Origin of the sequence: Demequina lignilytica (assembly GCF_030418375.1) — a bacterium.
Classification (GTDB): Bacteria; Actinomycetota; Actinomycetes; order Actinomycetales; family Demequinaceae; genus Demequina; species Demequina lignilytica.
In genome coordinates this window covers 74,027-87,839 of sequence record NZ_JAUHPZ010000004.1, presented here as the reverse complement: position 1 = coordinate 87,839, position 13,813 = coordinate 74,027, and the positions used below count along the sequence as shown (strand labels likewise).

The 13,813-nt window shown below is 71.9% G+C and carries 13 protein-coding genes and 1 tRNA gene; 10 read left to right on the top strand and 4 right to left on the bottom strand.

Features of this window, described 5'->3' with window-relative positions:
* Positions 1–53 precede the first annotated feature (53 nt).
* The 4 genes from QQX13_RS08150 to QQX13_RS08135 all read left to right on the top strand — a co-directional run bounded on the left by QQX13_RS08150 (position 54) and on the right by QQX13_RS08135 (position 4,691).
* Positions 54–617: a hypothetical protein gene (locus tag QQX13_RS08150; protein WP_301153073.1), complete on the top strand. Its 564-nt coding sequence runs from the start codon at positions 54–56 to the stop codon at positions 615–617.
* Positions 618–621: 4 nt separating this feature from the next.
* Positions 622–1,797, top strand: coding sequence for an MFS transporter (locus QQX13_RS08145; RefSeq protein ID WP_301153071.1), 1,176 nt, complete (start codon positions 622–624; stop codon positions 1,795–1,797).
* Positions 1,798–2,088: 291 nt separating this feature from the next.
* Complete coding sequence (locus QQX13_RS08140) at positions 2,089–4,140, top strand: putative bifunctional diguanylate cyclase/phosphodiesterase (RefSeq protein WP_301119181.1); 2,052 nt, start codon at positions 2,089–2,091, stop codon at positions 4,138–4,140.
* Between the two features lie 2 nt (positions 4,141–4,142).
* Positions 4,143–4,691, top strand: a complete 549-nt coding sequence (locus QQX13_RS08135) for a DUF5317 family protein (RefSeq protein WP_301153070.1) — start codon at positions 4,143–4,145, stop codon at positions 4,689–4,691.
* Here QQX13_RS08135 and QQX13_RS08130 read toward each other — a convergent pair.
* The 4 genes from QQX13_RS08130 to QQX13_RS08115 all read right to left on the bottom strand — a co-directional run bounded on the left by QQX13_RS08130 (position 4,688) and on the right by QQX13_RS08115 (position 9,046).
* A complete protein-coding gene (locus tag QQX13_RS08130; RefSeq protein WP_301153069.1) occupies positions 4,688–5,620 on the bottom strand; it encodes a DUF4349 domain-containing protein in 933 nt (310 codons plus the stop codon). The two genes, QQX13_RS08135 and QQX13_RS08130, sit on opposite strands and share 4 nt — an antisense overlap.
* A gap of 207 nt (positions 5,621–5,827) precedes the next feature.
* Positions 5,828–5,901, bottom strand: a tRNA-Gly gene (locus tag QQX13_RS08125).
* A 33-nt stretch (positions 5,902–5,934) separates the two neighbouring features.
* Complete coding sequence (locus tag QQX13_RS08120; RefSeq protein WP_301153067.1) at positions 5,935–8,487, bottom strand: phage holin family protein; 2,553 nt, start codon at positions 8,485–8,487, stop codon at positions 5,935–5,937.
* A 1-nt stretch (position 8,488) separates the two neighbouring features.
* Positions 8,489–9,046, bottom strand: a complete 558-nt coding sequence (locus QQX13_RS08115; protein WP_301119189.1) for an LURP-one-related/scramblase family protein — start codon at positions 9,044–9,046, stop codon at positions 8,489–8,491.
* A gap of 42 nt (positions 9,047–9,088) precedes the next feature.
* Here QQX13_RS08115 and QQX13_RS08110 point away from each other — a divergent pair, with 42 nt between their 5' ends.
* From QQX13_RS08110 to QQX13_RS08085, 6 genes are all read left to right on the top strand, one after another.
* The gene (locus QQX13_RS08110; protein WP_301119191.1) at positions 9,089–9,907 is read left to right on the top strand and encodes a hypothetical protein; all 819 of its coding nucleotides are present in this window, start codon (positions 9,089–9,091) and stop codon (positions 9,905–9,907) included.
* Positions 9,883–10,758: a hypothetical protein gene (locus tag QQX13_RS08105; RefSeq protein ID WP_301119198.1), complete on the top strand. Its 876-nt coding sequence runs from the start codon at positions 9,883–9,885 to the stop codon at positions 10,756–10,758. Before QQX13_RS08110 ends, QQX13_RS08105 begins: the two co-directional genes overlap by 25 nt.
* Positions 10,759–10,961: 203 nt before the next feature.
* Positions 10,962–11,201, top strand: a complete 240-nt coding sequence (locus QQX13_RS08100; RefSeq protein WP_301119200.1) for a DUF6458 family protein — start codon at positions 10,962–10,964, stop codon at positions 11,199–11,201.
* 116 nt (positions 11,202–11,317) lie between these two features.
* Positions 11,318–11,560 carry a DUF4287 domain-containing protein gene (locus tag QQX13_RS08095; protein ID WP_301119202.1) on the top strand — a complete coding sequence of 81 codons (243 nt, stop codon included), beginning with the start codon at positions 11,318–11,320 and terminating at the stop codon, positions 11,558–11,560.
* Positions 11,561–11,676: 116 nt separating this feature from the next.
* Entirely contained in the window at positions 11,677–12,129 is a 453-nt protein-coding gene (locus QQX13_RS08090; RefSeq protein WP_301119204.1) for a VOC family protein, read from the top strand.
* A 150-nt stretch (positions 12,130–12,279) separates the two neighbouring features.
* Entirely contained in the window at positions 12,280–13,596 is a 1,317-nt protein-coding gene (locus QQX13_RS08085; protein ID WP_301119206.1) for an ABC transporter substrate-binding protein, read from the top strand.
* Positions 13,597–13,813 lie beyond the last annotated feature (217 nt).

Genomic DNA, 13,813 nt, shown 5'->3' with positions numbered 1-13,813 from the left:
GCCATGCGCCCGACACGCCGTGCCAGACTGGGCCCGAACCCCTGGGAGGACCCATGACGCAGACCGCCGAGAGCCCCGCGGAGCACGCCGCCGAGGCGCCGCGCGAGAGCGGCGGCAACGGAATCGGGATCGCCGCGTTCGTGACGGGGGCCCTCGCGCTCGCACCGGTCGCTCTCGTCCTCGGGCTCATCGGGCTCGCCCGCTACCGCTCGGGCAAGGCGTCTCGCCGCAGCTGGCCGCTCGCCGGCACCATCCTCGGCGCCGTCGGCATCGTCGCCGGCACCGCGATCGGCGTCGCCTACGCTCTGTCCGATGCGCCGCAGGTCGCGCAGGACGCCCACGCGAAGGTCGACGTCGTGAACGTCGGCAACGCCCTCGTGGACTGGTCGGCCGCTCACGCGGGCGCGACGACGCCCGTGTCCCTCACCGACACCGGCTACGAGGTCGATGGCCTCGCGATCCCGTCGGAGCTCGACCGGCTCGAGGCTCGCGGCGTCACCGTCCTGGACCCGGAGCCCTACGCGTGGTGCCTCACCCTCACGTACGACGGCGGCACCTCCTCCGCGGTGGCCTTCTCGGCGACCGAGGGCCTGATCGACTCCTGCCCGGCCGGCTGAGGCCGTGAACGGGACCGCGCGGCGGCCGCCCGTCGCCGCCCTCGCGATCTTCCTGGTCGCGCTCACCCTGCGGCCCGCGATCACCGCGGTCGGGCCCGTGCTCGGGCGGATCGGTGACGACCTGGGTCTCGGAGAGGCAGGGCTCGGGCTCCTTGGGGCGCTGCCGCTGATCGCCTTCGCGGTCGTCTCGCCGCTAGTCCACCGGCTGTCCGCGCGCGGTGGTGTCGAGCGCACGCTGCTGTGGGCGCTCGTCGGGCTGACCGCCGGGATCATCCTCCGCTCGTGGACGGGACAGGCGGGGCTGTGGATCGGCACGCTCGTCCTGGGGGCCGCCATCGCGATCAGCAACGTCCTGGTCCCGGTGGTGGTCAAGGGGGACTTCCCCGGACGGGTGTCCTGGGCGACGGGCCTCTACTCGGCGTTCATCGCGGGCTCCGCGGCGGTCGGCGCGGCCGTGGCGGTCCCCCTCGCGGACGTCGGAGGGTGGCGCCTCGCGCTGGGCGCGTGGGCGCTGCTCGCGGCCGCGGTGACCGTCGTCTGGTGGGTGCGCTCGCGTCGGCGCCACGTCGCCGCGGCGGTGCCCGAGCCGGATCTCGCGCACGCCACCGTGTGGCGCTCGCCGACCGCGTGGCTGGTCACGCTGTACATGGGGCTCCAGGCCACGACGTTCTACGTGCTGGTGACCTGGCTCCCGACCATCGAGGTCGCGGCCGGCTACTCGGAGCACACCGCGGGCGTCCACCTGTTCGTCTTCCAGATCGTCGGCATCGTCGGCGGGCTCGCGGTCCCGTCGCTGATGCGCCCCGACTCGCAGCGGGCGGCGGCGGTCGCAGGCGCCCTCACCCTGGTGACCGGGCTCGCGGGGATGCTGCTCGCTCCGGACCTGATCCTCGTGTGGGTCGCCATCACCGGGATCGGGTCGGGCGCATCGCTGGTCGTGTCGCTGACGCTGATGAGCGTGCGCGGTCGTACCGCCGCCGAGGCGACCCAGCTATCCGGCATGGCGCAGTCCCTCGGGTATGCGCTCGCGGCCGTCGGGCCCGTCGCGGCCGGCGTGCTCGGCGAGCTCACGGGAGGCTGGACGCCGGTGCTGGTCATGCTGCTGACGGCCGCGCTGCTGCAGATCGGGGTCGGGATCGCGGCCGGCACGGGACGGGATCGGGGGCCAAAAGCCGCATAACGGACGAAGCCCGAGGAATCCCTTTTCAGCGACCCGACGAGACGACACTATGGGTCATGGTCGCCGCCGTGGCGGCCGATACAGATGGTGGCGGCGTCGCCGGCCACCCCAGGTCCCGGGAACCTTCAGCACTCGGGAAGCGGGGCGGTGCGGATTCGTCGTCACCACCAACGCACCGAAGGAGACCGAAGTGAGCAAGTGGACTGCAATGAAGAACAGCGCGATCGTCAAGGTGTCGGCCAGCGCCGGCACCCTCGTCGCCGTCGCTGTGGTGGTCGGCGCCGGGTATAAGTGGAACTGACCCCCGCCGTGGGCGAGGACGGCGCCCGGGACTCACGCCCGGGCCCGTCCTCTGCTCTTGATGCCTACGTCGCAGCGGTCACGGCGCTGGGGCTCGTAGGAATCGTCGCGGTCACGGTGCTCACACCGTGGAGCGACGTATTCAGCCAGGTGGTGCTGTGGCCCGCGCTCGTGCTCGCCGTCGGGGCGATCATCGGCGAGGTGCGGCCCGTCCGCCTGGTCCGTGACACCTCCGAGGTGCGCACCTTGTCGACCTCGGCGCCCTTCGTGCTCGCGCTGCTCGCGGTCGCGGGCGGAGGAATCGCCGTGGTGGTCCAGGCGATCGCGAGCCTCACCGACGACGCGCTCAGCAAGCGGCCGCTCAAGAAGTCGCTCTTCAACACCGCCCAGTACGCGCTCTCCGTGATGGCCGCGCGCGCCGTGTTCGCCGCGCTGACCGGCGTGCCGTTCTTCGGCGGACCCGCGGCGGTCCATGGCAGCGACATCCTGGCGCTTCTGGTCGCCGGCGCGGTGATGGTCGCCGTGAACTGGGTGCTGGTCGCGGGCGTCATCTCGCTCGCGTTCCGCGAGCGCTTCCTCACCGTGCTCAGCGAGGAGAAGGGCTTCACGCTGCTGATCCACGCCGTCCTGGTGAGCATCGGCGGCATCGCGGCCGTCGTCGCCGACGACGGCGTCCTGGCACTGATCCTGCTGGTCGCGCCCGTGGTCGCGGCCCACCTGTCGGCGACCGTCGCCGCCCGATACGCCCACGACGCGGCGCACGACCCGTTGACGAACCTGCGCAACCGCACCCAGCTGCAACGGACGCTCGACCGGGTGCTGGCTCGACACGACAAGACCCGGCCCGAGACCTCCCTGGTCATGCTCGACCTCGACCACTTCAAGGACGTCAACGACACCCTTGGCCACGGAGTGGGCGACCACATCCTGGTGAGCGTCGCCGAGCGGCTCGAGGCGGGGGTTCCGGGAGACTCTCCCGTCTACCGCATCGGCGGCGACGAGTACGCGGTGGTGGTCGAGGGTGGCGTGGACGCCGCGCAGCGTGTCGCGCGCGACCTCCTCGCGGCGCTCGACGAACCGCTCCACACCGACGAGCTCGACCTCCTCATGCGCGCCAGCGTCGGCGTCGCGACGGCGCCCGAGCACGGCGACACCCGCGAGGAGCTGATGAAGCACGCGGAGATCGCGCTGTACCACGCCAAGGTCGAGCGCGACCGGGTGAGCACGTACGCGCCGGAGCTCGACCGCCGCACGGTCGACCGCCTCCGCCTGCTCGCCGATCTCCGCGCGGCCTTCGAGGCCCAGGAGCTCCACGTGGTGTACCAGCCGCAGGTCGAGCTCGCCTCGGGCAAGGTGGTCGCCGCGGAGGCGCTGGTGCGGTGGACCCACCCGACGCGGGGGCTGGTGCCGACCGACGACTTCATCGCCCTCGCCGAGAGCTCCGGCCTGATCGTGCCGCTGACCGCCTTCGTGCTCGACACGTCGCTCGCGCAGGCCGCCGCCTGGCATGCGGAGGGCCACCGCATCCGCATCGCCGTGAACCTCTCCGCCCGCCACCTGTCCGACCTGGATCTCCCGGACCAGGTCGCGGCGGCCCTCGCGCGTCACGACTTCCCGCCGGGTGCGCTGGTGCTCGAGGTGACCGAGACGGGGATCCTCACCGATCCCTTCCGCGCCGAGGTGGTCGTGCGCGCGCTGCGGGGCCAGGGCGTCGAGATCTCGATCGACGACTACGGCACCGGCAACTCCTCGCTCACGCATCTCAAGCGCCTGCGCGTCGACGAGCTCAAGATCGACCGGTCCTTCGTGAGCAACGTGGTGCGGGACTCGCACGACCACGCGATCGCCCGCTCGACGGTGGCGCTCGCGACCGCTCTCGGTCTGCGTGTGGTCGCCGAGGGCATCGAGGACCAGGCGACGGCGGAGGCGCTGAGCGCGCTCGGTTGCGGCATCGGTCAGGGCTACCACCTGGGCCGTCCCGAGCTCGCCGAGGTCCTCACCGCGCGCCTCGAGGGAGCCGCCGTCCCGGGCGAGGGCGCCTGACGGTGCTGATCCTCGCGCTGTGCCTGATCGCTGTCGCGTCCCCGCTCGTGGCGGGGCGCTGGCCCGCAGGCCTGCTGCTGCGCAGCTGGCGCTGGCCGATCCTGGTGTGGGCGGCGCTGCTCACGCAGATCGTGGTGATCGACGTCGCGCTGCCCGAGCCGTGGGCGGAGATCCTCCACGTCGGCACCTACGTCGCCGCACTCGTGTTCGCGTGGCTCAACAGGGCCGCGCCCGGCGTCCTCGTCGTGGGGGCAGGCGCCCTGCTCAACGGCGTGACTATCGCGCTCAACGGCGGGGTGCTGCCCGCCTCGGCCGCGGCGATCGAGGCCGCCGGTCTCGACCGGGAGCACGAGTTCGCCAACTCCGCGGTGGTCGCGGACCCGGTGCTGCCGTGGCTCGGCGACGTGTTCGCCTGGCCGGCGCCGCTCCCGCTCGCGAACACGTTCTCGGTCGGCGACGTGCTGATCGTCGCGGGCGTGGTGATCGCGGCGTGGGCCGGGACCCGCCGGCTCGGACGGTCGGCCACGTCGCCCGAGGCCGCCCGAGACTAGGGGGCGGACGGCGGTTCGGACGATGCGGGGGCCACGTCCCGCCTCCGGGCGCGCCGCGAGCGGAGCACCAGCCAGGCCGCGATGACGATCACGCCGGCGGCGGCGAGCCAGGGCAGGACGACGCCGGTGATCACCAGCGCCCCCGTGAGGAAGCCCACCAGGGCGTCCCAGCCGGAGACCACCCCGGCCCAGAACGACCGCGGAGCATCGTCGACCACGACCACCGGCTCGGTGGTGAGGGACAGCTCGATCGTGGACATCGCCACCTGGTCGTCGAGCCCGCGCTGCCAGGCCTCGAGGCTCTCGAGCTCGGCCTGACGGCTCGCGAGCTCGTTCTCGAGAGTGATGATGTCCGCGATCTTCTCGGCCTCGCCGAGCAGCGCCGCGATCCGTTCGGTCGACGCGCGCAGCGTCGAGATCCGCGCCTCGAGGTCCTGGACCTCGCGGGTGACGTCGGCGGAGGTGGTGGAGTACTCGTCGACCGTCCCCAGGCCGCGCAGGTCGTCGACCACGGCGTCGAGCCGCTCCTGGGGGATCCGCAGCGTGAGCCACGCGGATCCGCCGTCGTACTCGGTCGCCGCCCGCTCGCTGCGCGCGTCGATCCGGCCCCCCGCGGACTCGACCATGGCGGCGGCGCGATCCGCGGCCGCGATGGGGTCCTCGACCGTGACGTACATGGAGCCGGTCACGATCAACGCACGGTCCTCGCCCGCCGTGTCGGCGGTGGACGCCGTGCTGCCGTCCGCGGAGTCCTCGGCCTCTGCGGGCGCGCCCTGGTCGTATGCGGCGTCGCCGCCGACGGCCCCGCCCTCCGAGGAGTCCGACGAGCCCGACGTGCATCCGGTGAGCGCCCACACGACCGCGAGCACGGCGCAGAGGATCGCCGCCCAGCGCAGCAGCGGTCGCGGCGGATGTGCGTGCGTGCTCACGGTGCTCATACAAGGATGACGATCGGCGGGGCGCGGACCGTTGGGCCGCCGCCGGTCCTACGCGTGGAATGGGATGCCTTGTGCCCTGATGGAGGATCGGTGCGCACGAGCGGCCGTTTCCGTGCGCGGATCCTCCATCTCGCACGGCTTGGGTCGCGGGCGGCCCGAGAAGGTGAAAGGCCCCTCCGCGGAGGGGCCTTCGGCTGGTGGAGCGGGTGACGGGAATCGAACCCGCGCTATCAGCTTGGGAAGCTGAAGTTCTACCATTGAACTACACCCGCGCGCCCCGCCTGAGCGGCGGTGCGTGACCCATTCTAGGGGGATTCCGCCGGCTCCTCGACAGCCGCCGCCCCGTGGCGCTCCTTGTCGGACGGCATCCCGGCCCGATGCCCGAGGCCCTCGAGCCATCTCACGAGCTGCCGGTGGAGGTTCTCGGCGGTGTGGAGGTGACCGTCCTCGGCGACCAGGTCGGCGTCGACGGACCAGTCCGCGGGGTGGACCAGCAGCGCCCGCGTCTGCCATCCGCCCAGGCCGCCGTGGCAGCCCACGAGCTCCTCGAACGCCATCACCTCGTCGAGCGAGGCGTCGTAGGAGGAGTTGAGGTAGATGTCCGGGGCGGAGGGGAAGTGCGACACGTGGAGGAAGTCGCGGCGCGCGTGCGGGCCGAAGCCCTCGAGGGGATCCTCGCCCTCCACCTCGCCGGTGGCAAGGCGGTGGAGGCCGCGGGGCCCGATCGCGACGGGGCCCGTCCCCGCCTGCACCACCACGAAGGCCACGCCGGGGTGCGTCGCGAGCGACTCGATCAGGCCCGGGTGCTGCTCCTCGAGGTCCGCGAGGGTGAGCCGCGTCGGGGAGTCCGTGAGCCAGATGCCGCCCAGGTTGCCCGAGCCGACCACGGCCAGTCCCGGGCCGTCACCGGAGGCGACGGGCGAGTCCTGCTCGCCCCCCGCGTCGTCCCGGCGCCGCATCGCTCGCCGCGCCACGCGGCCGGTCACGGAGTCCTGCTCGGCGAGTTGGCGCACCAGGAGACGCGCGGGCCCGCCGTCCTCCGCCTCGTCCCGCGGCGCCGTCACCGCACGCCCCCCGGTGCGCTCCCGCACGAAGTCCTCCAGCGAGATGCCGTAGCGCTGCAGGAAGGTCGCGCCCTGGCTCTGCCCATGGTCGGAGACCAGCACGATGCGGTAGTCGCGGGGCGCGATGCCGCGCGCGATGAACTGCTCGAAGGTCCGCAGGACGGTGTCGAGGCCGTAGAGGGACGCGAGCGACTCGGGGCGGGTGACGCCGGCGTGGTGGGCGATCTCGTCGTAGTCGACGAAGTCCACGTAGATGGACTTGGCGCCGTCCATCATCGCCTCGATCACGAGCGCGACGTTGAGGTCGCGCAGCAGCACGTTGGTGACGCCGCGCAGCGCCACGTAGTCGGCGCCGCGGTGCACGCGCGGCTCGACTCCGCGCCACTCCTGGCGTCGCGCCTGCCACACCTCCTTGAGCATCTCGCCGATCGTGCGGGGAACGGCGCGCGCGAGGCCCGCGGGGTGCGTGAAGAAGTGGGCGTACGACCGCGAGGCGCCCACCTGGCGGTCGCCGCTGCGCAGGCCGCTCACGGTGAGGTAGGACCGGGCCGCGTCGCCGGAGAAGAGGTTCGAGATCGAGACCCCGTCGTCGGCGAGCAGACCGAACCCGCTCGACGTCCGCGCCTCGATGTCGGCGGCGTCGTTCGGCTGGTTGGCGGCCATGAAGCGACCGAGCTCACGGTCCCACCAGCGGAAGCAGGGGATCCCCTCGGCGGAGCCCTGCAGGATGCCGGACTGGGAGGCCGGTGTGGTCGACGGGATGCCCGCGGTCCACTCGGTGCGGGCATGGGTCCCCGACCGCAGCCACCGGGTGATGGTCGGCAGGTTGCCGGCGCGGATCTCCTGCTCGAGCAGCGGCGCGGAGACGCCGTCGAGCTGGATGAACAGGACCCCCTCGGCGTCGTCCGCGGGCTGGGCCGCGTCGTCGAGGCTCATGCGCGCGGCATGCACGAGCAGGTAGTCGTAGGAGCTCGCAGTGAAGAGCCAGGTCACCAGGGTCATCAGCGCCGCGAAGATCCACGAGGCGATCAGCGCCCACCCGGGGCTGGAGACGTCCACGCCGGGCGCGATCCACAGCGCCACGCCAACGGTGACGGCGTTGCCGAGCAAGGCGGCGACCAGCGCGCCGGCCCAGCCGAAGCGGCTCGCCACCTTCAGCCACAGCGGCCGCAGCAGCCAGGTCACGATCGCGACGGACACCGCAGCGCCGAGCGCCGCCGCCCAGCCATCCGCCGAGATGCCGGGGGTCAGGCCGATGGTGGCCCACACCACGAGCGCCTGCACCGCGAGCTCCGTGGCGCGCTTGAGGCGCCAGCGGACGGTGCGGCGCTCGAGGCCGAGCGCGTCGGCGAGCTGGCGCTCGCGCTCAGGCTGGAACCATGCGTTCGCCCTCGGGCTCCACGCGAGGGCGAGGTTGAGCGCCGCCCCGACGATCGACGGCGCGGCAGCCGCCCAGTTCCCGCCTGAGGACGCGACGTACAGGTCTTGGACGATCCGGAACGCGAGAACGGCGGTGAGCAGCACCCGCGCGGTGTTCGAGCCGCGCCAGAGCGCGATCGCCAGAGCCACGAGGGCCGCTGCCGCCGCGCCGGTCACGATCGCCGCCGCCATCAGCGTGGCGCGGTCGTCACCCGTCGCGTCGGCGGGGTCGGTGATCGCGGCCAGCGCCACGATGGCCAGCGCCGACGCAGCGATCGCGGCGAACGCGCTCAGCCAGGTCAGCGCCACCAGCGCCACCACGGGCCCGGGCCGAGCGATCCGTTCAGGGGCGGCCGGGGCGTCGGTGCGGCTCATCTCAGCGGTTCTGCAGGAAGTCGAGGCCGGTGGCCATCGCGAGCAGCAGGCGGGCGTCGTAGCGCTCGTCCTCGACGGTGATCCGGTAGGCATCGCGCACGCCCCACTTGCGGACGATGCTCATCACGGGCTGCCCGGTGTCCTCCGCGGTGAACAGGAAGTCGTAGGGCACGAACTCGAAGCCGATGCGGCGGACGATCGCGTACAGCTGGCTGACCTCCTGGCCGATCGCGCGCGGCAGCCCGGGCTGGTCGACGTACCAGGTGGAGATGAGCAGCGACTTCTTGAAGTCCTTGCTGAAGGACCCGATCACGCTGCCGTCCACGTCGACGACGTCCACCACCGAGGCGACGTCCATGACGTTGCGCGCCTTGAGGCTGAACCGCACCGCCTGCTTCGAGTCGTCGGCGAAGAACGGCACCTCCTCCTTGAGCTTCATGCGCTTCTGCTGCGCGAAGGCCAGCTCGGTGACCGGAGCCCAGCTCGCGTCGGAGGTCCACAGCTCGTAGCGGTTGACGCCGAGCGTGATGCGCTGCCTGATCAGGTAGTGAGCGGTCATGCGTTCACCCTAGAACCGGCGATGCCGCGCCACAATGAGGTCATGCGGCATCGTCTTCCACTGCTCGCCCTGGTAGTGCTCGGGTTCTCGGTGATCGCGGGCTGCGCCGCCACGCCGGTGTTCCCGGTGGTGGAGCCGACCGCCGTCCTGGGCGAGGATCCCGAGGCGGGCGGCCGGTGGATCGAGGTGCCGGTCACCGCGGCCGACCGTGACATCCGGATCACCGGCGCGGCCTTCCTGACGCCGTACTTCACCACGACCGACGGCGTCGAGGTCGGGCTCGATGTGGCCGCGGGCGCATCGGACACGATCAACGTGCCCGTGGGCGCCGCCACCTGTCCCGCGGGCCTGGGTGCCACCACGCTCCAGCTGGTGGTCGAGGTCGACGGTGTCGAGGTGCTGCAGTCGGTGGCGGTCGAGGGCGACGTGTTCGAGCAGCGCAACGGCGAGGAGTGCGGGCAGACCGCCATCACCGGCGCGATCACGCCGAGCTTCGGCTCGGTGTCCGCGTCGGATGCGCCGGCGGTGAGCACCTCCGTGCTCTTGGTGCGCGTCAGCGGCACGGAGGCCGTGACGCTCGAGTCCGTCAGAGGCTCCGAGCAGTTCTCCGTCACGGTGGATGAGGGCGCGCTGCCGGCGACCCTGGAGGCCACGGGTCAGCGCCTCGAGGTGCCCGTCACGATCACGTCGATCCGCTGCGACGGGCTGCCCTTCGGAAGCACCACCACGGCGTTCGCATTCGGCCTCGAGCTGAGCCGTCCCGGCGAGGATCCGGTGCCGGTGACCATCCGCCCCGAGGGGGAGCTGCTCGCGACGCTCGAGGACATCGTCGCCTCGTGCGATCAGGCGCCGAGCGGGTGAGCGCGCGGCGCCGGCTCGCGGCGGCCGGATGTGCGATCGCGCTCGCCGGGGCCGGCTGCGACACGGCCGCCCCGGCGCCCCTCGAACCCCCGGCGCCCCTCGAGGCGTCGGCGACGCTCACGTATCCGCGCACGCTCCAGGCGGACCGGATGGTGGAGGTCCGCGTCTCCTCGACGAGCGAGGGCGAGGTCCGCGTGACCGCGGCGACGCTGCAGAGCGGGTACTTCGCGGACGTCCCGGCGACCGAGCGCGAGGTGCGCGTGTGGGAGGGGCACGAGGCGCGGATCAGGGTCGCGCTCGGGGAACCCGTGTGCCCCGCCGGGGTCGGCGCGGCGGACGATGCGCGGGTCGCCCTGTCCGTCGCCGTCGAGGGGACGGGCGTCGCGCAGGAGGTCGCCGTCCCGACCGACGTGCTGGCGGCGATCAACGCCGCTGAGTGCACGGCCCACGAGGCGATCGCCGTCGCGGCGCCCGCGCTCGGTGCTCCGGGAGAGGCGGTGGGCGGCACGCTCGCGACCACGCTGGTGCTCGAGCGCGCGCAGCGCGACGTGCCGGTCACGGTGACAGCCATAGCCGGCTCGGTGATCTTCGCCGTCGACACCGAGCAGGGAGCTCTTCCCGCGACGCTCGCCGCGGACCAGGGCCGCCTCGAGGTGCCGGTCTCCATCCGCGTCGCGCGCTGCGAGCCCCACGCCTTCGCCGAGTCGAAGAAGACCTTCCTGTTCAAGACCTGGCTGGAGGCGGGCGAGGCCGACGAGGCCTACGTCGAGCTGTACGCCGAGGGCGACCTGCGAGACGCCCTGCAGGCGCTCGTCGACGCCTGCGGCGAGGAGGCCCGTGGCGAGGGTTGAGCCGCGACCCTATTCCCGATCGTCTGAAAATCTATAGTACCTGGTAGATGGCGGACAAAAGCAGGGCGAAACGGGCCAGGGCGACCCCCGCATGGTCCCGGCCGACGTTGCACCCACGTCGGACCGGCGCCCTCGAGGCGCCCGTCCCCCGGGTGGTCCGGGGCGACGGACGCGGTCCGCGGGAAGCAGGGGAGGAACACATCATGGCTCTTGGATCCGGGATCTTCCTGATCGTCATCGGCGCGATCCTCGCGTTCGCCGTCCGCGACTCGATCGACGCCGTCGACCTCACGATGGTCGGCTACATCGCGCTCGCCGCCGGTGTGATCGCGATCATCATCTCGCTGGTGGTCAACGCGCAGCGCAGCAACACCACTCACCGCGAGATCCGCGACGAGCACGTCGACGAGCACCGCGTCGACAACCGCCGCGTCGAGCACTGACCCGGCGCGCCCATGCGCGCACCGCAGCAGACGGGCGGCCGTCCCCAGCGTCGGGGGCGGCCGTCGTCGCGTCTCCATCCCGCGCATCGTCCCTGGTCCGGACGTACCATTCCGGCATGAGCGAGCGCATCCTCGCCCCGGAGCTGGCGCCGGGGCAGAAGCTGGCGGGTCCCGTGTCCTACTTCCCGTCGATCGAGAAGACCTACGGGCGCCCGATGCAGGAGTGGATCGACCTGGCGCAGCCGCGGGTCGAGACCGACCGCCACATGGAGGTGGTCGCGTGGCTCAAGGAGGAGCACGGCATGGGGCACGGGCATGCGAACGCCCTGGTCGCGTGGCTGCGCAAGAAGATCGCTTGACCCTCCCGTCGCGCTTCGGCCGTCCCCCGCCTGGCTGCCCGCGCGCATCGTCCCGCCCGGACGTAGCCTGGCGCTGACCGCGCCGGACGATGCGCGGCGCACCCTGGGGAGGGGACATGGCCTCGGTCGCGACGTATCTCAACTTTGACGGGAACTGCCTCGAGGCGTTCGAGTTCTACAAGGGGATCTTCGGCGGGGAGTTCCTCGGCGAGCCCATGCGCATGGGTGACGTGCCGCCCTCGCCCGGTATGCCGCCGCTCGCCCCGGGAGAGGCGGAGCGGATCATGCACGTCGCGCTCGAGACGGTCGCCGGCCACCAGATCATGGGGTCGGACACCATGCCCTCGATGGGGCACGTGCTGCGGCCCGGCAACACCACCTACATCAACCTCATGGTCGACACCGAGGAGGAGGCGCGCGACCTGTTCACCGCCCTGTCCGACGGGGGCGAGGTCGAGATGCCGCCCACCCCGATGTTCTGGGGGGACCTCTACTCGGCGTTCACCGATCGGTTCCAGATCCAGTGGATGGTCATCGCCCCGCTCGAGGAGGAGCTGGGCCACTCCTGACGTATAGAAGCCGCTTTCCCGCCCCATCAGCCGGAGAAATGTCGATGTAATCAATTCGTTATGGCGAAAGTCAACGTAATCCTCTACGCTCGGAGTCAGCGACGCCGTCGACGGCGCGCGACAGGACAACGACGTCTAGGAAGGTTCGACATGTCAACTCGCAACTCCTTCGCCCGCACGGGTGTCGCGGCGTTCGCGCTCGCGGCCACCGTCACGCTGGCGGCCTGCAGCTCGGGGACCTCCGACCCGGCCGCTTCGGAGAGCTCGGCGCCCGCGGCCTCCGAGGGGGTGGACCTCGCCGGCTCCACCGTCACCATGACCGTTCCGGTCACCGAGTCGGGCGACAGCCCGTACGTCCTGATCAGCGACGCCTACATGGCCGAGTTCCCGGACCGCACCATCGAGCTCCAGGAGCTGCCGGGTGACTCCTATGCGCAGTCCGTCCGCACGCAGCTCCAGGCCGGGAACGCGAGCGACATCATCTACGTGACCCCGGGCGGCGGCAACCCGCAGGCGCTGCAGCCCTTCGCGGCGTCCGGCTTCCTCGCACCTCTGGACGGCACCGGCGCCGAGGACACGATTCCCGACTCGAGCCGGTCGCTCTTCGAGGTCGACGGCGTCCTCTACGGCCAGGGCCTCGACCTGACCGTGGTCTCCGCGGTGGTCAACGCAGGCGTGATGGCCGAGGATGGCGTCGAGATGCCCGCCACCTACGACGAGATGCTGGGCCTGTGCGGCGACATCGCCGCCGACGGCAAGTCGCTGTTCGTCGTGGCGGGCACCGCGGTGCCCAACACCGGTCTGACCTCGATGGCCGTCGCCGCGAGCCGGGTCTACGCGCCCGAGCCTGACTGGAACGACAAGCGCGCCGCCGGCGAGGTCACCTTCGCGGAGTCCGAGGGCTGGCTCGACACCCTCAACGCGCTCATCGAGATGAACGACTCGGGCTGCTTCCAGGAGGGCGTCGAGGGCGGCGACTTCGGCACCATCACCGTGGGACTGGGCCAGGGCACCTCTTACGCCGCGTTCATCCCCTCGGGCGCCGCGTTCCAGCTCGCGACCGAGACCGGAGGCACGTTCACGGTCGACGCCATGCCCGGCCTCACCGAGGACACCACCCTGATCTACGCCTCGATCAACAATGCGCTCGCGCTCACCGCGGACGCGGAGAACGCCGAGGCCGCCCAAGCCTTCCTCGACTGGCTGGCCCAGTCCGAGAACCTGGTGACCTACGCGAACGACTCGGGCAACCTCCCGCTCGGTCCGATCACCGCCGACGACCTGCCCGAGGCCTACCAGCCTGTCGCGCAGTACATCGTGGACCAGAACTACGCCGTGCTGCCCAACCAGGCGTGGACCAACGGCGAGGTCTACAACGCCCTCGGCATGGGCGTGCAGGGCCTGTTCACGGGCCAGACCACGCCGGAGGACGTCCTCGCCGCGATGGATGCGGCCTGGGACAAGTAGCGGCCTCCCTCTCCGATCTCGATGCCCCGGTGCGCGCGAGCGCACCGGGGCATCGGCGCGTCCGGGGCGACCGCCGACCCCTACGCTGATGCTTTTAGACGGCGTTCGCCATGGCTTAAGTCGCAATACATCGTCAGTTATGTTGACAATCGCCGCAACTGCTGTCAGGCTTGGGCTTAGCCGAGGTGGCCCGACCACCGGCCACGACAACGATGTC